The sequence below is a fragment of the Comamonadaceae bacterium OTU4NAUVB1 genome (genome assembly GCA_024372625.1).
Lineage (GTDB): Bacteria > Pseudomonadota > Gammaproteobacteria > Burkholderiales > Burkholderiaceae_C > Variovorax.
Genome location: CP099606.1, coordinates 29,994 through 53,049, shown reverse-complemented (window position 1 = coordinate 53,049; position 23,056 = coordinate 29,994). Strand labels below are relative to the sequence as shown.

At 70.8% G+C, this 23,056-nt stretch carries 20 protein-coding genes; 6 read left to right on the top strand and 14 right to left on the bottom strand.

The window, feature by feature from the left end:
• Positions 1-199 precede the first annotated feature (199 nt).
• Positions 200-1,309: a HAMP domain-containing histidine kinase gene (locus tag NF681_19125; GenBank protein UST55983.1), complete on the top strand. Its 1,110-nt coding sequence runs from the start codon at positions 200-202 to the stop codon at positions 1,307-1,309.
• A 72-nt stretch (positions 1,310-1,381) separates the two neighbouring features.
• Here NF681_19125 and NF681_19120 read toward each other — a convergent pair whose 3' ends face one another.
• The 6 genes from NF681_19120 to NF681_19095 all read right to left on the bottom strand — a co-directional run bounded on the left by NF681_19120 (position 1,382) and on the right by NF681_19095 (position 10,332).
• On the bottom strand, positions 1,382-4,171 hold the full coding sequence (locus tag NF681_19120) for a malectin domain-containing carbohydrate-binding protein (protein UST55982.1): 2,790 nt from the start codon (positions 4,169-4,171) through the stop codon (positions 1,382-1,384).
• Between the two features lie 46 nt (positions 4,172-4,217).
• Positions 4,218-6,455 carry a glycoside hydrolase family 3 C-terminal domain-containing protein gene (locus tag NF681_19115; protein ID UST55981.1) on the bottom strand — a complete coding sequence of 746 codons (2,238 nt, stop codon included), beginning with the start codon at positions 6,453-6,455 and terminating at the stop codon, positions 4,218-4,220.
• 72 nt (positions 6,456-6,527) lie between these two features.
• Positions 6,528-7,823 (bottom strand): TRAP transporter large permease, encoded by a 1,296-nt coding sequence (locus NF681_19110; protein ID UST55980.1) that lies wholly within the window; start codon positions 7,821-7,823, stop codon positions 6,528-6,530.
• Between the two features lie 112 nt (positions 7,824-7,935).
• Positions 7,936-8,424, bottom strand: a complete 489-nt coding sequence (locus tag NF681_19105; protein UST55979.1) for a TRAP transporter small permease — start codon at positions 8,422-8,424, stop codon at positions 7,936-7,938.
• A gap of 23 nt (positions 8,425-8,447) precedes the next feature.
• Entirely contained in the window at positions 8,448-9,419 is a 972-nt protein-coding gene (locus tag NF681_19100) for a TRAP transporter substrate-binding protein (GenBank protein UST55978.1), read from the bottom strand.
• Positions 9,420-9,504: 85 nt separating this feature from the next.
• Positions 9,505-10,332 (bottom strand): NAD(P)-dependent oxidoreductase, encoded by an 828-nt coding sequence (locus NF681_19095; GenBank protein ID UST55977.1) that lies wholly within the window; start codon positions 10,330-10,332, stop codon positions 9,505-9,507.
• Between the two features lie 225 nt (positions 10,333-10,557).
• Here NF681_19095 and NF681_19090 point away from each other — a divergent pair, with 225 nt between their 5' ends.
• The 3 genes from NF681_19090 (at position 10,558) to NF681_19080 (ending at position 12,567) form a co-directional block, all read left to right on the top strand.
• Positions 10,558-11,460, top strand: coding sequence for a LysR substrate-binding domain-containing protein (locus NF681_19090; protein UST55976.1), 903 nt, complete (start codon positions 10,558-10,560; stop codon positions 11,458-11,460).
• A 44-nt stretch (positions 11,461-11,504) separates the two neighbouring features.
• Positions 11,505-11,903: a DUF1232 domain-containing protein gene (locus tag NF681_19085; protein ID UST56010.1), complete on the top strand. Its 399-nt coding sequence runs from the start codon at positions 11,505-11,507 to the stop codon at positions 11,901-11,903.
• Between the two features lie 160 nt (positions 11,904-12,063).
• Complete coding sequence (locus tag NF681_19080) at positions 12,064-12,567, top strand: Lrp/AsnC family transcriptional regulator (GenBank protein UST55975.1); 504 nt, start codon at positions 12,064-12,066, stop codon at positions 12,565-12,567.
• Positions 12,568-12,576: 9 nt separating this feature from the next.
• On the opposite strand, the gene NF681_19075 is transcribed toward NF681_19080, so the two are convergent.
• Positions 12,577-13,539, bottom strand: a complete 963-nt coding sequence (locus NF681_19075) for a LysR substrate-binding domain-containing protein (GenBank protein ID UST55974.1) — start codon at positions 13,537-13,539, stop codon at positions 12,577-12,579.
• Between the two features lie 122 nt (positions 13,540-13,661).
• Here NF681_19075 and NF681_19070 point away from each other — a divergent pair, with 122 nt between their 5' ends.
• Positions 13,662-14,630, top strand: coding sequence for a tripartite tricarboxylate transporter substrate binding protein BugE (locus tag NF681_19070; GenBank protein UST55973.1), 969 nt, complete (start codon positions 13,662-13,664; stop codon positions 14,628-14,630).
• A 13-nt stretch (positions 14,631-14,643) separates the two neighbouring features.
• Positions 14,644-15,567: an N-formylglutamate amidohydrolase gene (locus NF681_19065; GenBank protein ID UST55972.1), complete on the top strand. Its 924-nt coding sequence runs from the start codon at positions 14,644-14,646 to the stop codon at positions 15,565-15,567.
• Here the strand turns inward: NF681_19065 and NF681_19060 are convergent.
• The 7 genes from NF681_19060 to NF681_19030 all read right to left on the bottom strand — a co-directional run bounded on the left by NF681_19060 (position 15,564) and on the right by NF681_19030 (position 23,056).
• Positions 15,564-16,901 (bottom strand): aminotransferase class III-fold pyridoxal phosphate-dependent enzyme, encoded by a 1,338-nt coding sequence (locus NF681_19060; protein ID UST55971.1) that lies wholly within the window; start codon positions 16,899-16,901, stop codon positions 15,564-15,566. The two genes, NF681_19065 and NF681_19060, sit on opposite strands and share 4 nt — an antisense overlap.
• The gene (locus NF681_19055; GenBank protein ID UST55970.1) at positions 16,894-18,006 is read right to left on the bottom strand and encodes a phosphotransferase; all 1,113 of its coding nucleotides are present in this window, start codon (positions 18,004-18,006) and stop codon (positions 16,894-16,896) included. Before NF681_19055 ends, NF681_19060 begins: the two co-directional genes overlap by 8 nt.
• The gene (locus NF681_19050; protein ID UST55969.1) at positions 18,003-19,031 is read right to left on the bottom strand and encodes a histone deacetylase family protein; all 1,029 of its coding nucleotides are present in this window, start codon (positions 19,029-19,031) and stop codon (positions 18,003-18,005) included. The genes NF681_19055 and NF681_19050 overlap by 4 nt, the downstream gene beginning before the upstream one ends.
• A 62-nt stretch (positions 19,032-19,093) precedes the next feature.
• Positions 19,094-19,810, bottom strand: coding sequence for a GntR family transcriptional regulator (locus tag NF681_19045; protein UST55968.1), 717 nt, complete (start codon positions 19,808-19,810; stop codon positions 19,094-19,096).
• Positions 19,811-19,848: 38 nt separating this feature from the next.
• Positions 19,849-20,745, bottom strand: coding sequence for a DMT family transporter (locus NF681_19040; GenBank protein ID UST55967.1), 897 nt, complete (start codon positions 20,743-20,745; stop codon positions 19,849-19,851).
• A complete protein-coding gene (locus NF681_19035) occupies positions 20,742-22,019 on the bottom strand; it encodes a Zn-dependent hydrolase (protein ID UST55966.1) in 1,278 nt (425 codons plus the stop codon). The genes NF681_19040 and NF681_19035 overlap by 4 nt, the downstream gene beginning before the upstream one ends.
• Positions 22,016-23,056, bottom strand: coding sequence for a histone deacetylase family protein (locus tag NF681_19030; GenBank protein ID UST55965.1), 1,041 nt, complete (start codon positions 23,054-23,056; stop codon positions 22,016-22,018). Before NF681_19030 ends, NF681_19035 begins: the two co-directional genes overlap by 4 nt.

The window sequence follows — 23,056 nt, the reverse complement described above, 5'->3', positions numbered from 1 at the left end:
GTCGGACAACGCCGTTCCCGCTTGTCGTTCGTCGCGGCGGCATTGTGGCGCCGTGGCATTGGGAGGCTCGATGCTGCGCCGTCGCACACGTCCCGTCCGTGCACCGATCCCTGTCGCCCGCCTGCCCGCCTGCCCGCTGGCTAAGATGCGTCAAAAGAAGTCGAAAACCGATGCTTCAGACCCTCCAGGCCCCGCGATCGTGACCCTGCTGCCGCCCGAACCGCCCACGGTCCGCGCCCAGCCGCGCGACTACGCGCTCGCCCTCGCCGCCGTCGCCGCCGCCCTGGCCCTGCGCTACCTGCTGAACCCGCTCCTGGGTCAGCAGGGGCCCTACCTCATCCTCTCGCTGGCGATCGTGGTCGCCGCGTTCGGCGGCGGCTTCGGGCCCGCGCTGCTCGCCACGCTGCTGGGCGCGTCCATCGGCACCTACCTGTTCATCGGCCGCGATGCCGGCATCGAGCGCATCCTGCAGTTGGAGAACATCAGCCGGACCGTGCTGTTCCTCGTGATCGGACTGAGCATCGGCGCGATCGGCGGGCGCCTGCGGGCGTCGCGCCACGCCCTGGCCCAGAGCGTGCGGCAACTGCGGGCCGGCAACCGGGCCAAGGACAACGCCATGGCCACCCTCGGTCACGAGATCCGCAATCCCCTGTCGGCACTGCACACCGCCTGCGAGGTCCTGCGCCGGACGCCCGACGACGCCAGGCGCGTGGTCTGGGCGAGCGAGCTGATTGAGCGGCAGGTCCGGCACATGACGCGCATGGCCAACGACCTGACCGACCTCTCGGGCGTGATGCGCGAGGACCTGACGATGGAACGGCGACGCGTGAATCTGCAGCAGGTGATCGAACAGGCGGTGGAACAGAGCGAGCCCCTGATCGCCAAGAAGGGGCACCGCCTGCAGGTCGACACGGGCCCGCAGCCCATCGAGGTGCTGGGAGACCCGACGCGGCTGGTCCAGGTCTTCGCCAACCTGCTGAACAACGCCGCCAAGTACACCGACCCGGGCGGCACCCTCCATCTGGACGTCCGCGCCTCGGCCGCGCGCGAGGCCGTGGTCGCCGTGAGCGACAACGGCACCGGCATGGACCCGGGTTCCATCGCCGAGCTGTTCGAGGCGTTCGTGCAGGCGCCGGGCGCCGCCTCCAACGCGGAAGGCGGACTGGGTCTGGGGCTGGCCATCGTGCGGAAGATCCTCCAGCACCACGGCGGCAGCGTGAGCGCGCAGAGCCGGGGCCTCGGACAGGGCAGCACGTTCACCGTCGTGCTGCCGATGGCATCGGCCGATCCCGCGAACGCCGGACGCTGAGGAGCCGGTCGACTCCGGCCGGCCCGGGCTGGTGCTGCCTTTCGCGCGCGAACCATGCAGTCTGCCGCAGACCTATTGACGCTCGACGGCCAAGTTGGAGACCAGGGCGCGACCGGTGCTGCCCACGAACCGGAGCGTCAACCGGCCATCGGCCACGGTCGAGGTGAAGGAGCGGGCCGTCGCGGCCCTCGCCGCGCCCGTGGCCGCGAAGATGTCCAGGTTGGTGATCGCCGGCGCGCCCTCGGACGTCACGCTGAAGACCCGGGCGCCCGCCGTGGTCGCGGTCGGCTCGACGAAACCCAGCGTCACCTTGTAGGTGCCGTTGGCGACGGGGATCTCGTAGGTGAAGTCGGGGCCCTCACGCCACATGTCCCAGACCCGCCCGGTTTCCGGGACCGTGGTCGTGCCCAGCCCGGCGATCGGCACCGCGCCGGAGAACCCGACCGTGCTGCGACCCGACAGCGGCGGCAGCTCGCCGTTCTGGAAGTACTTGTCCGAACCGTATTTGTTGCTGCCCAGCAGCGCGTCGCTGGAGACGAAGCCGCTGGTCAGCTGGCCGGCGGCGATGTAGACGTTGTCGACGTTGCGGGGCGACAGGGTCCAGGTGACGGTGTCCGCGACGCTCTGGCCGGCATGCTCGCCCACGGCGGACACGGTGTTGGGACCGGCGGCGAGTGCGACCTCGCCAAAGTCGCAGACTCGCAGCGGGCACTCGATCGCCGCCTTGCGCGCCACCTCCACGCCGTTGACGCGCAGCGCGGTCGAGGTCGCGTTGCTGTAGACCTTCACCGGCGCCGTCCGGTAGACGCGGTCGGTGTGGCGGCGCTCCGCGATGTAGGTTACCGGCGTCTGCGTCCAGTTGGCCTTGTAGAAGAAGAACACGTCCTTCCTCACCTCGCGCCCGAAGGTCACCATCCCCTTGGTGTTGGTCTGACCGATGTCGCCCTCGTGGCGGTTGCCCGAGCCAAAGTCGAACATGTTCCAGATCCAGGTCCCCATCAGGTAGGCGCGCGGGTTCATCTGGCCATAGGCCTTCTCGTGGACGTAATTGGCGTAGCCCTCGGGCTGGTAGCAGATGCGGGTGGCCCCGCTCGTGTCGCTGGAGCACACGCGCCCGCCCCGCACGTCGTCGGTGTGGTGCGTGAGGCCGCTGCCGGCGCCGTACTCGGTCACGCCGATGGGCTGCGCCGGGCTCGCGGCATGGATGGCGTCCAGGTTGTCGCCCAGTTGGGTCTCCGACTGGCCGTAGTACCACTGGAAGTAGCGGTTGACGCTGAAGCTGTCGGTCACGCCGGTCAGGGTGATGGCGTCGGGCCGCACCACGTCGCCGCTGCGGTTGATCTGGTTGGCGAGGGTGGTGATCCGGCCCGGGTCCTCGGCCTTGGCCGTCTCGTGCAGGCTCTTGAACAAAGCCTTCACGTTGTTCTGGGTGTCGTCGCCACCCTGCACCTCGTTGCCCACCGACCAGATGCCCACCGAGGCGTGGTCGTATTTCTGGCGGATCAGCTCGCGCAGCTGCAGCCGCGCGTTCTCCGCGAAGCCGGTCGCTTCGGGGTCGGCCAGGCGGGTCACGGAACTGGCGTTGACGAAAGGCAGTTCGGCCATCACGACCAGACCGAGCCGGTCGGCCTGCTGCACGGCGTAGTCCGAATGCGGGTAGTGCGCCATGCGCAACGTGTTCGCGCCGACCTCCCTGATCAGCGCGAACGACCGGTCGACGTCCTGCTCCGACACCGCCCAGCCCTTGCCCAGCATGTCCTGGTGCATGTTGACGCCGCGCAATGGCACGCTGCGGCCGTTGAGGAAGAACCCCTGGTTGGAATCGAAGCGCATCTGACGCACGCCGAACTCGCGCACCACCTTGTCCAGCACACCGCCGCCGGCGTCCTTGACCTCGACCACCAGCTTGTGCAGGTAGGGGTCGGCCAAACCCTGCCACAGCCGGACGTCGGCAAGCTTCAGGTCCTGGGCCACTGCGACGGGTTCGCCCGGCTTGACGTCCACCCGGCTGGTCGCTGTCTGCCGGACCGCCTTGCCCTCGCTGTCCAGGAGTGACGAGGTGACGGTGTAGGTACCGGCCGCCTGCAGGGCGTTCTCCAGCTTGGTCACCACATTGACGACCGCGTCGGCGCCGCTCACGCTGGTGGTCCTGGCATAGACGCCGGGTCCGCCCAGGTCACCCAGCGCGATGTGCAGGGGCGCGGTCGTCGAGACCAGCGACACGCCCCGGTAGAGGCCCCCTGAGATGTTGAAATCGCCGCTCAACGGCGCGATGGCGTTCACGTCGCCGTCGCGCGCGGCCGCGCGGTTGTCGGTCTTCACGACCAGCACGTTGCCGCCGGGCTTCAGCAGGCCGGTGACGTCGAAGCGGAACGCGGTGAACGCGCCGCGATGCTGTCCCAGCTTGGCGCCGTTGAGCCAGACGTCGGCCGTGATGCTTGCCGCGTCGAACTGCAGCCACTTGCGGCCGGAGCCTGCTGTCGCGTTGTCGAACTCCAACCGGTACCAGCCGACACCGCGCTTGTAGAGCGGCGTCGCAGGCGTCGATTGCGCCGTGGTGGCGGCGTCGACCGCATTCCAGGTGTGGGGCAGCGTCACCGGCACCGCGTTCGGCAGGCTCGCAGCGAGCGCCTGGGCGTCGGTCAAACCGTCATCGAGCACGAAGCGCCAGTCCTTGTTCAGCGCCGTGGTCGTGCGGACTGCATCCGTCGTCACCGGAGCCGTGGTGACAGGAGGCGAAGTCACGGGCGGCGTGGTCGTGCCGTGGTTGTCATCGTCGCTGCCGCCGCAGCCGACGGCGAGGACGGCGGTGATGGCGATGGTGATGGCGGTCCTGGCGAGGCGCGGGGGGGTGAGGTTCATGTTTGTCTCCTTGGAGTTCTTGTCAGGATGTCTCGCGGCACGCGCTTCAGTAACCGAGCCCGAACCCGAACGGGAACAGCGTGTCCTTGGCCGGGTAGCCGGGCACGTCGGGCTGGTTGTCGATGACGGCCTGCAGGTTGCTGGCCAGCGCGAACGGCATCCGGCCCTGGGGCTTGAACCGGCCGCTCAGCACGTCGAGCAGCGCCGTGTTGCCGACGCCGAACCCCGCCACGATGGCGCCGGCGTTCCTCAGACCGCTGGCCTCGTCCATCACGTAGGGCTGGCGGAAATAGATGCTCAGCACCGTCTTCTTCGGACCGACCTCGTTCATCACCGCCTGGATGTCGGCCAGCTTGGGCGAGATCTGCCAGGACTGCGAGGCCGCCATCGTGGTGAACGACAGGTTGCTGGCCTCCCACGGGTAGGCGCCGCCGAAGCCGATGCCGTTGTCCAGCCCGGTGGGGTCGTCCGCGCCCCAAGCCCGGCCGGTGATCGGACTGATGCGCGCCGGATTCGCGCCGGTGGCGGGGTCGTTGCTGCGGTAGAGCGCGGTGGCCGCGCGCGGATTGGAGACTTCCACACGGATCACCGCGTAGTCGGCCCCGGCGGCGCTGGGCCGCACGCCGTTGACCAGCGCCTCGCCGTCGGTGACGGTGAAGCCGTAGCGCTCGACATCGCTCTTGGCGATGCCCATGGCGTAGACCCGCGACCCCGCCCTCAGCGGCAGCGTGCCGTCCTGGTTCTGCAGCAGGGTGATCGACTTGCGCTGGACCTCGAGTCCCTTCGCCCGGTTGGCGTCGCTGCCGATCGCCGCCGTGGCCAGGCTCGCGTCGACGTACGGGTTCTCGAACAGGCCGAGCTCGAACTGTTCCTTCAGCAGGCGCCGGGCGGCCTCGTCGACGCGCGCCATGGTCAGCAGGTTGGTGTTGACCAGATCGACGATGGTCTTGACCTGGTTGAAGCCCGACAGCGTCTCGGTGCCGCCATTGATGGCCGCGGCCACGCGCTCCGGCACGGTCTTGCGCTCCAGACCCCAGGCGCGGTCATTGATGACGCCAGTGTCGGAGTTGACGTAGCCCTTGAAGCCGAGCTTCCCGCGCAGCAGGTCGGTCACGATCTGCTTGGAGAACGCCATCCCGGTCTGGTCGTACCGCACGCCGTCGTAGGTGACCTCGATGGGCACGCCGTAGTACGGCATGACGGCCGAGACGCCCGCGTCGATCGCCGCCATGAACGGCTTGAGGTGATAGCCGAAATTGCCGCCCGGATAGACCTGCGTCTTGCCGAACGTGTAGTGGGGATCGAGGCCCAGTTCCTGCGGCCCGCCGCCCGGGAAGTGCTTCATCGTCAGGGCCACCGCCGATGCGGGGCTGACCGAGCTGCCGTTCACCATCGGGCCCTGCAGCGTCTCGACCAGGGTGCGGATGATGTTCGAATTGAGGTCGGCGTTCTCCGTGAACGTCTCGTGGACGCGGTACCAGCGCGGCTCGGTCGACATGTCGGCCATGTAGCCATACATGCCGCGCAGGCCGATGGACTTCCACTCGTCGCCCATGGTCTGCGCGAAGGTGCGCACGATCGACATGTCGCCCGCCGTCGGCGCGGCGCCCGTCCGCAGGGCCTCCTCGCCGAGCGCCGCCGAGGCAATGCCGGCTTCCTTGGGGAATTCGGTGAACGCGCCCGCGGCCTCGTTGATGCCAACACGGGCGTCCTTCTCGTAGTGGTTGCGCGCGTTGGACTTGAAGACCGATGGGATGCCCAGACGCGATGCCTCCGACAGCGCCTGCACCGAATTCATGAAACTTGCCGCCTGCAGCGGCGTCACCTGACCCGCCGTGGGCGTCGCGGTCACGACGCTGCGGAAGATGAAGCGTCGCATCTTGTTGTCGTTAATGAACGTGCCGGCGTTGGCCGGCGGCGCGCCGTCGGTGCCGGCGTTCATCGTGTCGATCAGCATCAGGCCGGCCTTCTCCTCCAGCGTCATCTGGGCGACGAGATCGGCGATGCGCGCGTCGGTGCCGAAGCGCCAGTCCTCGTAGACATCGAGCCGGCCGTTGCCGTTGAGGTCCTTGAACTGGCGACCGTCCACCGCGAGGATCGGCTTGGAGCGCGTGCCGAGCGCGGGCTGGGCGACCTCCACCGTGCCGCCGTCGCCACCGCCGCAGGCCGCGAGGGTCAGGGCGGTCGCGCCGAAGACGGTGGCGAGGGCCAGCGTCAGCGGCCGGCGGGACGGGAGCGGGGCTGCGCGTGCTCCGATGACGATCGACGTTTTGTTCTGCTTCATGGCTTGTCTCCTGCGTTTGAAATCCGAAAGAAATCTGAAAGCGACGCCCGGTGCGTCCTGCGCCATGGCCTCCTACTTGACCGCCATGAACATGCTGGGCAGCCAGGTGGAGAAGGCGGGGACGAAGGTGACGAGGGCGAGGGCGAAGACGAGGGCGCCGTAGAAGGGCCAGATGGTGCGCATGACGGTGCCCACGGAGACCCCTCCGATGGCGCAGCCCACGAACTGGGTGGTGCCCACGGGGGGGGTGTTCAGCCCGAGGGCGCAGTTGATCAGCAGCACGATGCCGAACTGCACGGAGGTCATGCCGTACTGCTGGGCGATGGGCAGGAAGATCGGCGTGCACAGCAAGATGGTGGCGGCCATGTCCAGGAAGGTGCCCAGCACGAACAGGATGACGTTGATCATCAGGAAGATCAGCCACGGGGTGGTGGTGATCTGGGAGAGCATCTGCCCGGTGAGCTCGGCCACGCCGTAGAGGCTGATGAGGTAGCCGAAGGTGCTGGAGATGCCGATGAGCAGCAGGATGACCCCGGTGGTGCGCACGGCCTTGGAGGCCGCCTTGATGAAGTGCTCCCACTTGATGCTGCGGTAGACGAGCACCGTGAGGGCGAGCGCGTAGAGCACGGCCACGGCGGCCGACTCGGTGGCCGTGAAGATGCCCGAGAGGATGCCCCCCAGGATCAGCACGACGATGAACAGGCCGGGCAGCGCCGCGGCGAACGACCGCGCGACGATCGCCCAGCCGGGGAAGGTGCCCGCGGGGTAGCCGCGCTTGACGGCCACCAGGTAGGCCGCGGCGAGGTTGCTGATGGTGAGGATGGCCGCGGGCAGCAGCGCGGCCAGGATCAGCGCGGCGATGGAGACCTTCCCGCCGGCGGCCAGCGAGTAGATGATCAGGTTGTGGCTGGTGGGCATGAGCGCGCCCACGAGGGCGGCGTGAGTGGTCACGTTGACCGCGTAGTCGGCGTGATAGCCCTCCTTCTTCATCATCGGAATCATCACCGCGCCCATGGCCGAGACGTCGGCCACGGGGGAGCCGGAGACGCCGCCGAACAGCGTGCAGGCCACCACGTTGGACATGCCCAGGCCGCCTCGCACGTGGCCCACGATCGAGCGCGCGAAGTCCACGATGCGGTCAGCGATGCCCCCGTAGAGCATCAGCTCGCCGGCGAAGATGAAGAACGGGATGGCCAGGAAGGAGAAGATGCCCATGCCCGAGGTCATCTGCTGGAAGCCCACGGCCAGGGGCAGGCCCTCGTAGGCGAGCGTGGCGAGCGCGGACAGCCCGATGGAGAACGCCACGGGCACGCCCAGCAGCAGGAACAGCGTGAACGACACGCACAGGATCAGGAGAGGGATGGTCATGGGTTACTTCCGGGAATACCGCGGAGCCGGCTTTGCCGGGCCGCTGGTATTGCCCCCTGCAAGGGGGTTGGCGAAGCGACACGAAGTGCGCGAAGACTGGGGGTGAGCATGTTCAGGCCCAGGCGGGTTCGACTTCGCGGCCCTTGGCCAGCGCGATGATGTGCTCGATGGAGAACATGACGATGAGCACGCCGGCGATCGTCGCGGGCACGTACTTCCAGCCCTCGGAGATCCACAGGGTGGGCAGCCGGTAGTCCCACACCGACTCGGCCAAGAGGGCGCAGTTCCACGCCATGACCGCGCCGAAGACCAGCACCAGCCCATGGATGAGGAACTCCATCTTCAGGCGCAGCCAGTCCGGCGCGAGCACCAGGAACGACTCCAGCCCGATGTGGCCCGCGTCGCGCACGCCCACGGCCACGCCGAACATGGTCACGTAGATCACCAGCAGCAGCGCCAGGCTCTCCGCCCAGGTGGGGGTGTTGTTCAGGACGTAGCGGCCGAACACCTGCCAGCTCACCGCGCAGATCACCGCGATGAGCCCGACGATGCCCAGCCACATGCACAGGCGCGCGAGCGCGCGGCAAAGCTTGGTGTACATGATGGGGAAGGGGGGTGCTCGTCTTACTTGGTGTCCTGCACGCGCTTGACCAGGTCCTTGAGCTTGTCGTCGGTGATGAACTTGTCATACACCGGCTTCATCGCCGCCTGGAACGGCGCCTTGTCGATCTCGATGATCTCCGCGCCCCCGGCCTTCACGGTGGCGAGCGACTTCACCTCGCGCGCCTCCCACTGCTTGCGCATGTAGGGCACCGACTCCTTGGCCGCCTGGCGGATCCAGCCCTGCTCCTCGGCGGAGAGCCGGTCCCAGGCGCGCTTGGAGAACAGGAGCATCTCCGGGGCCATCGAGTGCTCGGTCTTGGTGTAGTACTTGGCCACCTCGAAGGCGCGCGCGCTCTCGTACGTCGGGTAGTTGTTCTCCGCCGCGTCGATCAGCCCGGTCTTCAGGCCCGTGTAGACCTCCCCCATGGGCATGGGCGTGGCGTTCGCCCCCATCGCCTCGAGCATCGTCACCCACAGGTCCGACTGCTGCACCCGCACCTTCAGCCCCTTCATGTCGGCGAAGCTGCGCACCGCCCGCTTGGCCGTGAACATCGAGCGCGCGCCGCTGTCGTAGTAGGCCAGCCCCACGAAGCCCTGCTTCTCGCAGCTCTTGAGGATGTCCTCGCCGATCGGGCCGTCGAGCACCTTGTGCAGGTGGTCCACCGAGCGGAACAGGAACGGCATCGTGGGCACCTGGGTCTCCGCGCAGATGTTGTTCATCGGCGCGATGTTCACCCGCACCATCTGCAGCGCCCCGATCTTGGTCTGCTCGATCGTGTCCTTCTCGTTGCCCAGCGCGGAGTTGTTGAACACCTTGATCGAATGCTTGCCCCCGGACAGCGCCTTGAGCCGCTCACCCATGAACTTCACCGCCGTCACCGTCGGGTAGTCGTCCGGATGGATGTCCGCCGAGCGGAACTCCGTCGCCTGGGCGAGCGTCGATGTCATCGCGGCGACGAATGTCAGGGCACGCAGGGTCTTGTGGATCTTCATGGTCTTGTCTCTGTCGTTCGTTGGAATTTCGGGATTCGATGCAATTGCGGCGCCCGATGGCATCGCAGGATGTCGCGCGCGGTCGCTAGACGGGCGTCGAGGCGTCGCCACGTTCGCGCGAATACCCGTCGACGACGAAGGCTCCGCCCTGGAAGCGCGCGCTCAACGGATCCGGATGCGCGACGACGTGCTCGACCGTGGCGGCCCAGTCCTCGGCGTCCTGGCGGGGTTCGTAGCCGATGGCATTGGGTTCGGACACATCCCAATAGGCGCGGCGGTTGTTCGAGATGCCCCAGACCTCCGCATAGCCGACGTCGGGGGCCTCGATGGCGCGCTCGATCAGGTGGATCAGGTCGTCGGGGCCGAGCCAGGTGCTCAGGTGGCGCCGGTTGGCCGGCGCCTTCTCCGCGCTGCCGATCCTCAGGCAGACCGATTCGATGCCGTGTTTGTCCCAGTAGAGGCGGGCCATGCCTTCGCCCCACATCTTCGACAGGCCGTAGAAGCCGTCGGGCCGGTAGGTCGCCTCGCGATGGAGCCTGGACTCGACCGGGTGCATGCCGAACGCATGGTTTGAGCTGGCGAAGATCACCCGCCCGACCCCGTGGCGACGGGCGCCCTCGTAGACCTCGTGCAGCGCGACGAGGTTGTTCTGGATGATCTCGGGCAGGGGCCGCTCGACGCTCGTGCCGGCCATGTGGACGAGCACATCGACATCCCGCAGCAGGCGGTCCACGATCTCGGGCCGCCTCAGGTCGCCGTGCATGACGTCCTCGCCCTCGTGGCGCGCCGCCAGCGCCTCGCGGCCGCCGCAGGATCTCAGCGCATGGCCCCGGCGCGGCAATTCGACCCGCAGGATGCGGCCGATGTTGCCCGATGCGCCACTGAGCGCGATCTTCTTTGTCTCTTTGTTCATTCCGGATCGATGGGTTGATGACGCGCGGCAATTCCGGGCCTGTCAGACTCTCGGTGGCATGGGGGCGATGTCCGGGTCGTCGCCGGTCCATCGGCCATCCGTGCACCGGTCCGGGGTTCCGTCCATGTCGTCTCCTGGCCTCGGAGCGGCGAGTGTCGGGAAATCGCGCGCAATGATCCAATGCTCAATCGGCAAGGGGTCTTACTCAAATTGAAGGGAGGGTCGATGGACCTGAGGCAGCTTTCCTCTTTCATCGCCGTGGCGGAGGAAGGGCAATTGAGCAAGGCGGCGGTGCGCCTGTGCCTGTCGCAACCGCCGTTGAGCCGTCACATCCAGGCCCTGGAAGCGGAACTCGGCGTGCGCCTCTTCGAGCGCACCGCCACCGGCATGGAACTCACCCAGGCCGGCACCGCCCTGCTGGAGGAGGCCCGCAACATCGAGAGCCTGGTGCAGCAGGCCACGCGCAAGACGCGGCGGGCGGGCACCGGGCGCTCCGGCCACCTGCGCGTGGGCGTCTACGGCTCCTCCATCTACGGCGTGGTGCCGCGCATCCTGCGGCAGTTCCGGCTGTCCTCGCCGGACGTCGAACTCACGCTCCACTACGCGCAGACCCCGGCGCAGGTCCAGGCCCTGCGGCGCGGCCAGGTCGACATCGTGTTCGAGCGCATGGTGCCCATCGAGCCCGACATCCACGTGCAGCTCATCTGCCGCGAACGGCTGCTCGTCGCTATGCACCGCTCGCATCCGCTCGCCCAGCACGAGTGGGTGCACATCGGCGACCTGCGCGAGGAGACCTTCATCCTCGGGTCGGAGGTCACCGCGGCATCGCGCGTGGTGGAGATCTGCCGCAAGGCGGGCTTCATTCCGCGCCTCGCAGAGCCCTCGAGCAACGTCGTGACCGCGACCCTGCTGGCCGCCGTGGGCGTCGGCGTGACGCTGGTTCCGGAGTCGATGGTCAACGTGCACGTGCCGGAGATCGCCTACCGATCGCTGGCGACCGACGTGGACCATTCGATGGACCTGCACTGCTTCCGCCTCAACAAGGAGCCCCTGCCCCTGCTGGGCAGCCTGCTGGAGACCATCGCCCTCTTCACCGAGCAGCACGCGCGCGAAGGCGAGGCGCCGTGACGCCGCCCGACCGGCCGGACCGTGCCCGGGCGCCGGGCCGCGCCTTGCGCGCGGCCCGGCGCGTCGCTGGCGCGCTCGGGGCCTGGGCGCGGCGCGTCAAGCGCGACGGCGTCACCCTGTGGCTGGCGACCCGGTCGCCGCGCACGCCGTGGTACGCCAAGGCGCTGAGCGTCTTCGTGGTGGCCTATGCGCTGAGTCCGATCGACCTGATCCCGGACTTCATCCCGGTGCTGGGCTATGTCGACGACCTCCTGCTGCTGCCGGCGCTGATCTGGCTGGCCGTGCGGCTGCTGCCCCCACCGGTGCTGGCGGCCTGCCGGGCTCAGGCCGACGAATGGCTGCGCGTCCAGGGGGCCCGACCCACCAGCCGGCTCGGCGCGGCGCTGGTGGTGCTGGCGTGGATCGCGGTGGCCGCGCTGGCGCTCGTGTGGTGGCGGTCCTGAGCCGCCGTCGCCCACGGCGATCCGCACACGGCCCGGCGTCCATGGTGGCCGCGGGTGCGCGCCGCGCGCCCGAGCGCCCGCCTCCGCCTTTGCCTCTGCCTCTGCGTTCGCACCGCACGCGCAGAATGGGCGTTCCGTATCAACCCATTCGCCCTTTTTCATGAAGACCCATCGCCCGAACACCGGCGCGGCCGAAGATTCACCGGACCGGATCGATCTGGCGATCCTGCGCGTGCTGCGCGAGGACTCGCGCAAGACGCTGCAGGAGATCGGCACCCTGGTGGGCCTGTCGGCCACCAGTTGCTGGAGCCGCATCAAGAAGCTGGAGGCGCAAGGCGTGCTGCGGCGCTACACGGTCGATCTCGACCCCGCCAAGCTCGGCTACAGCGACTTCGTGATCGTGCAGCTCACGCTGGAGAGCCACACCGACGAGACGCTCTACGCGTTCGGCCGGGCGCTGGCGGCCATCCCGGAGATCCAGGAGGCCTACCTGGTCTCGGGCGACTACGACTACTACATCCGCATCGCGGTGCGCGACACGCGCGACTACGAACGCCTGCTGCGCGAGAAGCTCTACCGGATTCCCGGCATCCGCCACAGCAAGTCCAGCTTCGTCCTGCGCGTGCTCAAGGAGGCCAGCGTGCCGCTGGGCGAGGCACCCTGAGGGCCGTGCTCAGGATGCCGCGACGCGCTGCGTCGCCGCGTCGACGGCCGGGTCGCGGGGTGCGTGCCCGGGCGCGGGCGCCTCGGCCTGCGGCAGCAGCCAGTCGCGAAACCGCGCGAGCGGCGCCAGGCGCGCACGGCCTTCGGGGTAGCAGAACCAGTAGCCCAGGTCGCTGCGGTAGCCGCCATCGGCGAGCGGCTCGGCCACCAGGCCCGCCGCGATCTCGTCGCGCGCCAGGCAGCGCGGGACCAGGGCCACGCCCATGCCGGCGATGACCGCGCGGATGAGGGTCTGGAACTGATCGAACTGCGGTCCCGCCAGCGGGTCGATGTCGCTCATGCCATGCGCCTGGCTCCAGCGCAGCCAGGCGTCGGGCACGCTGACGTGGCGCAGCAGGGTGCAGCCCCGCACGTCGCGCGCCGAGCGGACGACCACGTCCGACGCCTCCGGCGGCGGCGCGATCAGCGCCACGTCGCCGCCGGCCAGGTAGTGCGAGCGGGCGTCCGGCCAGTGACCGTCGCCGAAGAGGATGGAGCAGTCCAGCTCCGGCCGCCGGAAGTCGTAGCCGTGCACGTAGGGCACGAAATGCAGCGTGACCTGCGGTTCCAGCTGCTGGAAGGCGGGCAGGCGCGGGATCAGCCACTTGGCACCGAAGGTGGGCAGGGTCGAGAGGTGCAGCGCACCGCCGTCGCCGCCGCTGGTGATGAGTTCCAGCGTCGCCGCCTCCAGCTGCACGAGCAGGGCACGCACCGCCTTCTCGTAGCGCTCGCCCGCGGGCGTGAGGGCCAGGCGCTTGCGGCTGCGCTCGAACAGCACGACGCCGACCCAGCGCTCGAGTTCCTGGATCTGCTTGCTGACCGCGCTCTGCGTCAGGTGCAGCGATTCGGCCGCCCGGGACACGCTGGCGAAACGCACGACGGTCGAGAACGCCCGCAGCAGTTGCAGCGGGGGGTGGAGGCGGCGCAGCGACATGGCGAGAGGGAAAGAAAGCGTGATGACATCATTCCGGATCGGAATGTTATCAGGTCCAGGTTTTGCTTTTGAACGGACGAACCCCTGGGTACCCTCCTCGCAATCACCTCCGAAAGATGCCAATGCACCGTCGCAGTGTTCTTTCCGCACTCGTTCTGACTTCCGTCGTCCCAGGAATGTCCTGGGCCCAGGAAGGCAAGCCCATCCGCCTCATCGTGCCCTTTCCGCCCGGCGGCGCGACCGACATTTCCGCCCGCGTGCTGCAGGAGCCCCTGCAGCGCCTGCTGCGCCAGCCGGTGGTCATCGACAACCGCGCCGGGGCCGGCGGCTCCATCGGCATGGCCGAACTCGCGCGCGGCGCGCCCGACGGCCTGACGTTCGCCGTGGCGACGCTGTCCACGCACGGCGTCAACCCGGCCGTGTTCGCCAAGCTGCCCTACGACCCCGTCAAGGACACCGTCGGCGTCACCGAACTGGTCAAGGCCCCCGGCGTGATCGTGATCAACCCGCAGCAGCTGCCCGGCATCCAGACCTTCGCCGACCTGGTCAAGTACCTCAAGGCGAACCCCGGCAAGGTGTCCTACGCGACGCCGGGCAACGGCACCATCGGCCACATGTGGGGCGAACTCTTCAAGAGCGCGACCGGCACCTCCATGGTCCACATCCCCTATCGCGGCGCCGGACCGGCCCTCAACGACGTGCTCGCCGGCCAGGTCGCGGTGTACTTCGACCAGGTCGCCTCGTCGCTGTCCTACGTGAAGAACGGCAAGCTCAAGGCGCTGGCGGTGTCGTGGAAGACGCGGCTGGAGGCCTTGCCGGACGTCCCCACCTACGCCGAACTCGGCCACGGCGCGCTCAACGATCCGTCGTGGTTCGGTCTCGTGGCACCGGCCGCCACGCCGGCGCCGGTCGTCCTGCGCGTGCAGCAGGCGGTCGCCCAGGCGCTGGCCGAGCCGGCCGTCGCCGAGCGGCTGGCCGGCCAGGGCCTGTATCCGTCGGGCACCAGCCCCGCGGCGTTCTCCGCGCAGATCGTCTCGGAAATCGCCAAGATGAAGAAGGTCGCCACCTTCGCCCGCATCCAGCTGGACTGACACCGTTTCCGCCATGAACCCCGTACTGAAACTGATCCAGGACCGCCACGACACCGACCCCGCCGGGAACCGCTTGGCCGCACCCCGCGACGCCGCCGCGCCGATGATCGCGACCCTGCCGGGCACGACCTGCCTGGTGCTGGACTCGCCGCACAGCGGCACCTTCTACCCGGACGACTTCCGCTCGTCCTGCGACCGGGCGACGCTGCGCCGCGCCGAGGACACGCACGTCGAGAAGCTCTACGACTTCGCCGCGCCGATGGGCGTGGCCTGGACCGAGGCGCTGTTTCCGCGCAGCTACCTCGACACCAACCGCGACACGACCGAGATCGACACCGACCTGCTCGACGGGCCGTGGCCGCATCCCGTGGCCACCGATCCGGTGGTGCTGTCGAAAGTGCGCCTGGGCAAGGGCCTGATCTGGAAGTACACCGACGACGGGGTGCCGATCTACGACCGGCGCCTTTCGGTGGCCGAGGTCGAGGAACGCATCGCGCGCTGCTGGCGGCCCTACCACGCGGCGGTGGGCGCCGCCATCGACGCCGCCCACGCGCGCCACGGCCGCAGCATCCACATCAACTGCCACTCGATGCCGGCCGTCGCCGCCAGCCACGCGACGGCATTCCCGGGCGTGGCGCACGCCGATTTCGTCATCGGCGACCGGGACGGGACCACCGCCGACCCGGCGCTGTCGATGCGCATCTGCGACTTCCTGCGGGCCCGCGGCCACCGCGTGGACTACAACCATCCCTACAAGGGCGTGGAACTGGTGCGCCGCAATGGCAGGCCGGCCGAGGGCCGCCACAGCATCCAAGTCGAGATCAACCGGGGCCTCTACATGGACGAGCGCACCTTCGAGCTCCGCCAGCCCGGCTTCGACCGCCTGCGCGCCGACCTCCGGGCGATGGTCGAGATGCTGCTGGGCCCGGGCGACTAGCCCACGGTCCGCCCGGACGCCCGGGCGGGCGCGTCGCCTCGGTCCAGTTCGCCCAGCACGTCGTCCAGGCGCTGGACCAGCAGGTCGGCGTGCTCGCGCCGGAAGACCAGCGGCGGGCGGATCTTCAGCACGTGGGCGTGCGGGCCGGTCGCGCTCAGCAGCACCTGCCGACGGCGCAACGCGTTGACGACCCGGGCCGCCTGCGCGGTCGCGGGTGCCCGCGTCGCACGGTCGCTCACCAGTTCCACCGCGACGAACAGCCCGGCGCCGCGCACCTCGCCCACCAGCGCGTGGCGCTCGGCCAGGGCGGCCAGGCGTTCGCGCAGGTAGTTGCCCACCGCCAGCGCGTTGCACTGCAGCCGCTCGTCCTCGATCACGTCGAGCACGGCCGCCGCCGCGGCCATCGAGACGGGATTGCCGCCGAAGGTGTTGAAGTAGCGGCTGGCCTGCCCGAAGGCCCGCATGACGTCCGGCCGCACCGCGAGGCCCGCGACCGGATGGCCGTTGCCCATCGGCTTGCCGAGGGTGGCGATGTCGGGCACCACGCCGTGGCGCTGGAAGCCCCAGAACGCCTCGCCGGTGCGGCCGAACCCCGGCTGCACCTCGTCGGCGATGAAGACGCCGCCCGCTTCCCGGATCGCCGCCACGGCCTCGGCCAGGAAGCCGGCCGGCCCGGTGAAGACGCCGTCGCTGGAGAACACGGTGTCGACCATCAGCGCGGCGGGCTTCAGGCCGTGCGCGCGCAGGTCGGCGATGGCCGCGCGCACGCCCTCGGCGAAGCGCCGGCCGGTGTCGGCATCGCCGCCCGAGGGCGCGTCGACCAGGCGGACGTGATCGCCGAGGCGCACGTGGGCGCCCAGCGACGGCGACGCGCAGGCCAGCGCCGAGGTCACGCCGTGGTAGGCCCAGCGCGTGACGACGAGGCCCGTACCGCCGGTGTGGGCGCCGGCGATGCGCAGCGCCAGGTCGTTGGCCTCGCTGCCGGTGCAGGTGAAGGTCGCGTGGCCGAGCGCAGCGGGCATGGTGGCGAGCAGGCGCTCGGCGTAGTCGAGGATGCCGTCGTGCAGGTAGCGCGTGTGCGTGTTGAGCACGGCGGCTTGGCGCGCGATGGCCTCCACCACGCGCGGGTGCGCGTGGCCGACGCACACGACGTTGTTGTAGGCGTCCAGCCAGGGCGTGCCGGCGGCGTCGTAGAGCCACACGCCGTCCCCGCGCACGGGATGGAAGGGCTCGTCGTAGAACAGCCGGTAGGCCGGCCCGAGCAGGCGCGCGCGGCGCGCGACGAGGTGTGCCGTGACGGCCGCGTCGGGGGCGCCAGGCGCGGCGTCAGCCATGGGACGGCTCCGGCACGCGGCAGGCGGCGCCGATCGCCGCCTCCACCCGGTCGGCCGTCAGGTCGGCGCAGGCCGCGAGGCGCGCCCACGAGACGGCGTTGTTGCGCAGCAGGTAGTCGGCGTTGCCGGGCTGGCGCGCCGCGCGCCAGCCGCCGATGGCCACCACCATGGCCAGCCGGGCGCGCACCAGGCCGGGCAGCACGCGCAGTTCCGCCCCGCTCAGCGGCGACACCGCGTGGTAGTCGGCCGTGAAGCGCGCGAGGGTGGCGAGCGCGCCCTCCTCCGCGTCGATCTGGTAGGACACGGCGACGGCCAGGTCGTTCACCAGCGGGGCGTGCACCATGTCGCCGAAGTCCAGGATGCCGGCGACCCGCGTCGGCTCGGCCGGATCGACCAGCAGGTTGTAGAGGTTGAAGTCGTTGTGGATGGGCTGGCGGCGCAGCCCGGCCAGGCGCGGCCGGACGTCGCGCGCGAAGTCGTCCAGCGCGGCCTCGGCCAGCGCGCGCCGCGCCGGGTCGGCGACGTGCACGAGCAGCGGGCGCACGCGGTCGGCGCGCTGGACGTCCCAGGGCAGTTCGCGCTCGCCGGCCGGGTGGACCAGACCGGCCAGGGCGCGGTCGAGCCGGGCCAGCAGGCGCGCGGTGCTGCCGCGCTGGGCCGCCGAGCGCGGCGCCTGCGGCATCGGCAGGCCCTCGAGGTAGCTGAACAGGCGCACGACGCGCGGCCGGCCCTCGGCGTCGGCCAGCCGCGACGAGACCGCGCCGTCGACGTCCGGCAGCAGGCGTTGGACCGGCAGGCCCGGGTCGGTGCGCGCGACGTGCAGCAGCGCCTGGGTCTGGAAGTCGGCGACCACCGGATCCTCGTCCGGATGGGACAGCTTGAGCACGCGGCGCGCGCCGCTCGCCGCGTCCACCAGCAGGAAGTTGGCATCGCGCTCGCCGGCGAGCGGCTCGACGCGGCCGCGCAGGCCGTAGCGCCGCCGCGCCAGGTCCGCCGCCCAGGCGCTGGCGACCGGCGCCGGCGCCGCGGTGAGCACGGCGGCCTCGGGCAGCGCCGCGCGGATGGCGGCGTCGAGGTCGGCTGGCGCAGCCGCACCGCCGCTCATGCCGCCGCCTCGAAGCCGCGCAGGGCGCTGGCCAGGTTCGGCCCCAGGTCCTCGGAGAGGTAGCCGCCCTCCTGGACCAGCACCGTCGGCAGGCCCAGCCGGGCGATCTCGCCGAGGACGCGCGCGAAGCCCGCCGTGCTCACCGCCAGCATCCGGTAGGGGTCGTTCTCGTGCGCGTCCAGGCCCAGGGCGACGACCAGGGCGCCGGGCGCGAAGGCGCGGAGGGTGTCGTGCGCGGTCGCCAGCGCGGCCAGAAAACCGTCGTCGCGCGTGCCGCGCGCCAGCGGCAGGTTCAGGTTGTAGCCAAGTCCTTCGCCCTCGCCGATCTCGTGGGCGTGGCCGGTGAAGAAGGGCGTGCAGACGTGCGGGTCGGCGTGCAGCGACACCGTCAGCACGTCCCTGCGGCGCCAGAAGATGCCCTGCGTGCCGTTGCCGTGGTGGACGTCGATGTCCAGGATCGCCACCCGGTCGTGGCGCTGTCGCAGGTGCTGTGCCGCGATGGCGGCGTTGTTGAGGTAGGTGAAGCCGTTGGCGCGGTCGGCGTAGGCGTGATGGCCGGGCGGGCGGCACAGCGCGTAGGCGGCGCGTTCCCCCTCGAGCACGGCCTGCGCCGCGTGCGTGGCGACATGGGCCGACCACATGGCCGCGTGCCAGGTGTGGCGGCCGATCGAGCACGCCATGTCGCCCATGTGCCAGCCGGCCTGGCCGACCAGGCTGTCGGGGTAGGTGCAGGGCTGGTCCGGAAACGGATGCACGTTGGGCATGACCTCCTCGGAGGCGCCTTCGAGTTCCTGCCAGCGCTCCCAGGCCGTCTCCAGGAAGCGCAGGTAGCGCGGCGTGTGGATGGCCGCGCGCGGGCCGCCGCCATGGTCGTCCGGCGCCACGACGGCGTGGCCCTGCGCGCGGGCCGCCTCGAGCAGCAGCGTGGCGCGCTCGGGCTGTTCGTTGCTGCGCTTCATGCGCCCGCGCACGATGAACTGCTGCGGATCGTGGCCGGTGTGCCGGTCGCTGTAGATGACTTGCATGGTGGGACGTGGGGGTGACGAAGGAAAGCGGGTCGGCGTCTTCGGAGGCGGGGGGCGACGGCTCAGGGCACCCGCGCCGCGCGGGGCCCCGGGGCGGTGTCCTCGAACAGTCCGCAGGCGTGGGCGCGGGCGTCCTCCAGGTGGAAGCGCAGGGCGTCCTGGACCGCCGCGACGTCGCGCCGCGCCAGCGCGCGCGCGATCGGACGGTGCGTCTCGGCCAGCACCCCGAGGTCGCCGTAGCTGTCCTCGCTCAGGGCCAGGAACATGCGCACCTCGGTCTGCATGTTGTCGAACAGGCGGTGCAGGTAGTGGTTGCCCGACAGTGCGCTGATCGTGAAGTGGAAGTCCAGGTCCAGCGCGACGCGCTCGGCCGTGGGCAGGCGGTCGGCGCGCTCGACCATGTCGTCGACGCGCGCGTCCAGCGCCGCGAGTTCGGCGTCGCCCGCGTGGACGCAGGCCAGGCCGGCGCCAAGCAGTTCGAGCTGGATGCGCACGTCGTAGAGGTCCTTGACCTGCCGCGCCGACACCGTGCGCACCGCGAAACCGTGGCGCGGGCGCGAGACCAGCAGCCCCAGGCTCTCCAGGCGGCGCGCGGCCTCGCGCACCGGGGCGCGGCTCACGCCCATCTGGCGCGCCAGTTCGGCCTCGACGATGCGCTCGCCGGGCGCGATGCGACCCGACAGGATCGCCTGCTGCAGTTGCGCCTCCACCACGCCGACGAGGTCGGGCACCTGGATGGAGGAGAAGGCGGGCGCGGTGGCGGCGCGGAAGGGGGGCATGGTCGTCGTCCTCGGTGTCTCGTGGTGGTCGATCGGGATCATGCCGCCTGCCGCGCGCGGGCGAGGTACGCGCCGGCGACGGCGATCAGCGCCATCCCGGCGAGCGCGGGACCGTCGGGCGGGCGCTGGAACCACAGGGTGCTGATGAGCACCGCCAGCAGCAGCTGCACGTAGTTCAGCGGGGCGAGCGTGGCCGCCGCGACGCGCCGGAACGCGGCTAGCAGCAGCAGCTGGGCGCCCCCACTCAGGGCGCCGCCGGCGATCATCAGGGCGCCCTCCGCCCCGGAGGGCAGCACGACGTGCGAGGCGAACAGCAGCGGCGCGGCGGTGATGACCAGGCACGCGAGCGCCATGTAGGCGAACTGCACCGGCGCCGGCACCAGGCCCGACAGCCGGCGCGTGAGCAGCTGGAAGAGCGCGTAGCACACCGCCGCGACCGCCATCAGCAGCGTGCCGGCCAGGGGCAGCTCGCCGCCCGGCCGCACGATGCACAGCATGCCGGCGAAGCCTGCCAGCACCGCGATCCACTGCGAGCGGCCGACGCGCTCGCCCAGCAGCCGGGGCGACAGCGCCACCATGAACAGCGGCGCCGTGAAATAGATCGCCGTGGCCTCGGCCAGCGGCATGGTGACCAGCGCGGTCATGAAGCAGGTGGCCACCACCGCCAACGCCACGCTGCGCGCCACCAGCAGGCCCCGGTGCGGCTGGCGCCACAGGCGCAGGTCGCCATGGCGCAGCAGCAGCGCGAGGGCCAGCACCGCGATGGCGAGGTAGCGGCTGACGTTGACCACCGCCGGCGGGTGGCTCGCCACCATGTGCTTGGCGAAAGCGTCGTAGGCGGCGAACAGCACCAGCGCGCACAGGAACAGCGCGATCCCGCCGGCCGTGCCGGACGCGCGCGGCGCGAGGCCCGGCGGTGCGCCCGCGACGCTCATGCGGCCCGCGCGAGCATCGCGCCCAACAGCACGTCGGCGCCCTCCCGGAGATGGCGCGGGTCGGCGTCCTCGGCCTCGTTGTGGCTGATGCCGTCCTTGCAGGGCACGAAGATCATCGCCGTGGGCACGGTGCGCGCGAGGTAGACGGCGTCGTGGCCGGCGCCGGTCACGATGTCGCGGTGGCTGCTGCCGCGCGCGGCCGCCTCGGCGCGCACGCACGCGACCAGCGCCGGGTCGAACGGCGTGGGCTCGAAGCGCTGGACGTCGGTGATGTCGACCGCCACCGCCACGCCGGTGGTGTCGCCGGCGGCCAGCGCGGCGGCGGCGGCCCGGAAGCGCGCCTCCATCGCGTCGAGCCGCCCGGCGTCCTCGTGCCGCAGGTCGACGCTGAAGTCGACCCGCCCCGGGATCACGTTGCGCGAGGCCGGATGCACGGTCACCACGCCGACCGTGCCACGCCCGAGCGGCGCGAACGCGGGGTCGTTGGCGATGTCCACGACCGCCTGCATCAGGTGCGTGGCGGCATGGAGCGCGTCGCGGCGCAGTGCCATCGGCGTCGGGCCGGCGTGGGCCTCCATGCCGGTCACGCGCACGTCGTACCAGCGCAGGCCGAGCGAGCCGGTCACCACGCCGATGGTCGTGCGCTCGGCCTCCAGGATGGGGCCCTGCTCGATGTGGGCCTCCAGGTAGCAGGCCGGCCGCACGGTGCCCACGGGCGCGGCGCCGGCATAGCCGATGGCGGTCAGCTCGTCGCGCACCGCGAGGCCGTCGACGTCGGTGGCCGACAGCGCCGTCTCCAGCGTGAAAACGCCGCAGTGCACGCCCGAGCCCATCATCACCGGCACGAAGCGCGTGCCCTCCTCGTTGGTCCAGATGGCCAGGGCCAGCGGCGCCTCGGTGACGATGCCGCGGTCGTTCAGCGTGCGCATCACCTCCAGCCCCGCCAGCACGCCATAGCAGCCGTCGAAGCGGCCCCCGGTCGGCTGGGTGTCGAGGTGGCTGCCGGTCATGACCGGGCGGCGCGCGGCGTCGCGGCCGGCACGGATGCCGAAGACGTTGCCGATGGCGTCGACGGTGATCGCCAGGCCCGCCTCGCGCATCCAGCCAACCACCAGGTCGCGGCCCTGGCCGTCGAGCGCGCTCAGGGCCAGGCGGCGGTTGCCGCCCCGGGGCGTGGCGCCGACGCGGGCCAGCGCCATCAGGCTGCGCCAGAGGCGATCGCCGTCCACCGACACGGCCGCTGCCCGCGATGTCTCCGATGCGGTCGTCGTCATGCGCGCAGCCCTTCAAGGAACGCGTCCAGCGCGGCGCCAATGGCCTCCACCATGTAGCCGCCCTCCTGCACCACCACCGTGGGCAGGCCCAGCGCGCGCACGCGCTCGCCGGCCAAGCGGAAGGCCGCCATGTCGAACCTCAGCACGCTGATCGGGTCGTCCACGTAGGTGTCGAAGCCCAGCGGCAGCACCAGGGCCTCCGGCCGGAAGCGTTCGATGGCGGCCGTGGCGCGGTCCAGGGCCAGCGCGAACGCGTCGTTGCCGCTGCCGTGGGCCAGCGGCAGGTTGAGGTTGAAGCCTTCACCGGCCCCGGCGCCGCGCTCGTGCTCGTAGCCCGTGTACCAGGGGTAGTAGCCGGCCGGGTCGGCGTGGACCGAGACCGTCAGCACGTCGTCGCGCTCGTAGAAGATCTGCTGCGTGCCGTCGCCGTGGTGGGCGTCGATGTCCAGCACCGCCACGCGGGCGTACCGGTCGCGCAGCGTGGCGGCGGCGATGGCGCTGTTGTTGACATAGCAGAAGCCCGCCGCCCGCGCGCGCTGTGCGTGGTGGCCGGAGGGCCGGCACAGCGCGTAGGCGACGCGGTCGCCGGCGTCGCGCACCGTCTCGGCCGCCGCCAGCGCGGCATGGGCCGAGCGCAGCACCGAGCGCCAGGTGTCGGGCCCGATCGGGCAGGACAGGTCGCCGACGTACCAGCCGGTCTGCGCCAGCACCGACGGCGACGGGCAGGCGCCCGTGCGCGGACCGTGCGGCGACATGTTGGGCAGCACCTCGATGCCCGGCTCCAGGCCGAAGCTGCGGATCTCCCGCCAGCGCGCGAAGGCGGTCTCCAGGTAGTCGAGGTAGTCGGTGGCGTGGACCCGTTCCAGCGCGGCGCGGCCGGCCTCGGGCGGCACGGCCACGGCGATGCCGCGCGTGGCCAGCGTCGCCATCAGGGCCTGCGCCCGGGTGGGCAGGTCGGTGGGCTTGCAGAGGCGGCCCACGCGCATGTACTGCTGCGGGTCGTGCAGCAGTTGGTCGTCGGAGAAGAAGGCTTTCAT

Bases quoted from the DNA above. Each gene is read 5' to 3' on its own strand.
- NF681_19045 (UST55968.1), bottom strand. From the start codon at position 19,810: ATGCCCCCCTTCCGCGCCGCCACCGCGCCCGCCTTCTCCTCCATCCAG.
- NF681_19050 (UST55969.1), bottom strand. From the start codon at position 19,031: ATGCAAGTCATCTACAGCGACCGGCACACCGGCCACGATCCGCAGCAG.
- NF681_19065 (UST55972.1), top strand. From the start codon at position 14,644: ATGAACCCCGTACTGAAACTGATCCAGGACCGCCACGACACCGACCCC.
- NF681_19070 (UST55973.1), top strand. From the start codon at position 13,662: ATGCACCGTCGCAGTGTTCTTTCCGCACTCGTTCTGACTTCCGTCGTC.
- NF681_19120 (UST55982.1), bottom strand. From the start codon at position 4,171: ATGAACCTCACCCCCCCGCGCCTCGCCAGGACCGCCATCACCATCGCC.
- NF681_19080 (UST55975.1), top strand. From the start codon at position 12,064: ATGAAGACCCATCGCCCGAACACCGGCGCGGCCGAAGATTCACCGGAC.
- NF681_19095 (UST55977.1), bottom strand. From the start codon at position 10,332: ATGAACAAAGAGACAAAGAAGATCGCGCTCAGTGGCGCATCGGGCAAC.
- NF681_19110 (UST55980.1), bottom strand. From the start codon at position 7,823: ATGACCATCCCTCTCCTGATCCTGTGCGTGTCGTTCACGCTGTTCCTG.
- NF681_19100 (UST55978.1), bottom strand. From the start codon at position 9,419: ATGAAGATCCACAAGACCCTGCGTGCCCTGACATTCGTCGCCGCGATG.
- NF681_19105 (UST55979.1), bottom strand. From the start codon at position 8,424: ATGTACACCAAGCTTTGCCGCGCGCTCGCGCGCCTGTGCATGTGGCTG.
- NF681_19030 (UST55965.1), bottom strand. From the start codon at position 23,056: ATGAAAGCCTTCTTCTCCGACGACCAACTGCTGCACGACCCGCAGCAG.
- NF681_19075 (UST55974.1), bottom strand. From the start codon at position 13,539: ATGTCGCTGCGCCGCCTCCACCCCCCGCTGCAACTGCTGCGGGCGTTC.
- NF681_19055 (UST55970.1), bottom strand. From the start codon at position 18,006: ATGAGCGGCGGTGCGGCTGCGCCAGCCGACCTCGACGCCGCCATCCGC.
- NF681_19090 (UST55976.1), top strand. From the start codon at position 10,558: ATGGACCTGAGGCAGCTTTCCTCTTTCATCGCCGTGGCGGAGGAAGGG.
- NF681_19115 (UST55981.1), bottom strand. From the start codon at position 6,455: ATGAAGCAGAACAAAACGTCGATCGTCATCGGAGCACGCGCAGCCCCG.
- NF681_19040 (UST55967.1), bottom strand. From the start codon at position 20,745: ATGAGCGTCGCGGGCGCACCGCCGGGCCTCGCGCCGCGCGCGTCCGGC.
- NF681_19060 (UST55971.1), bottom strand. From the start codon at position 16,901: ATGGCTGACGCCGCGCCTGGCGCCCCCGACGCGGCCGTCACGGCACAC.
- NF681_19035 (UST55966.1), bottom strand. From the start codon at position 22,019: ATGACGACGACCGCATCGGAGACATCGCGGGCAGCGGCCGTGTCGGTG.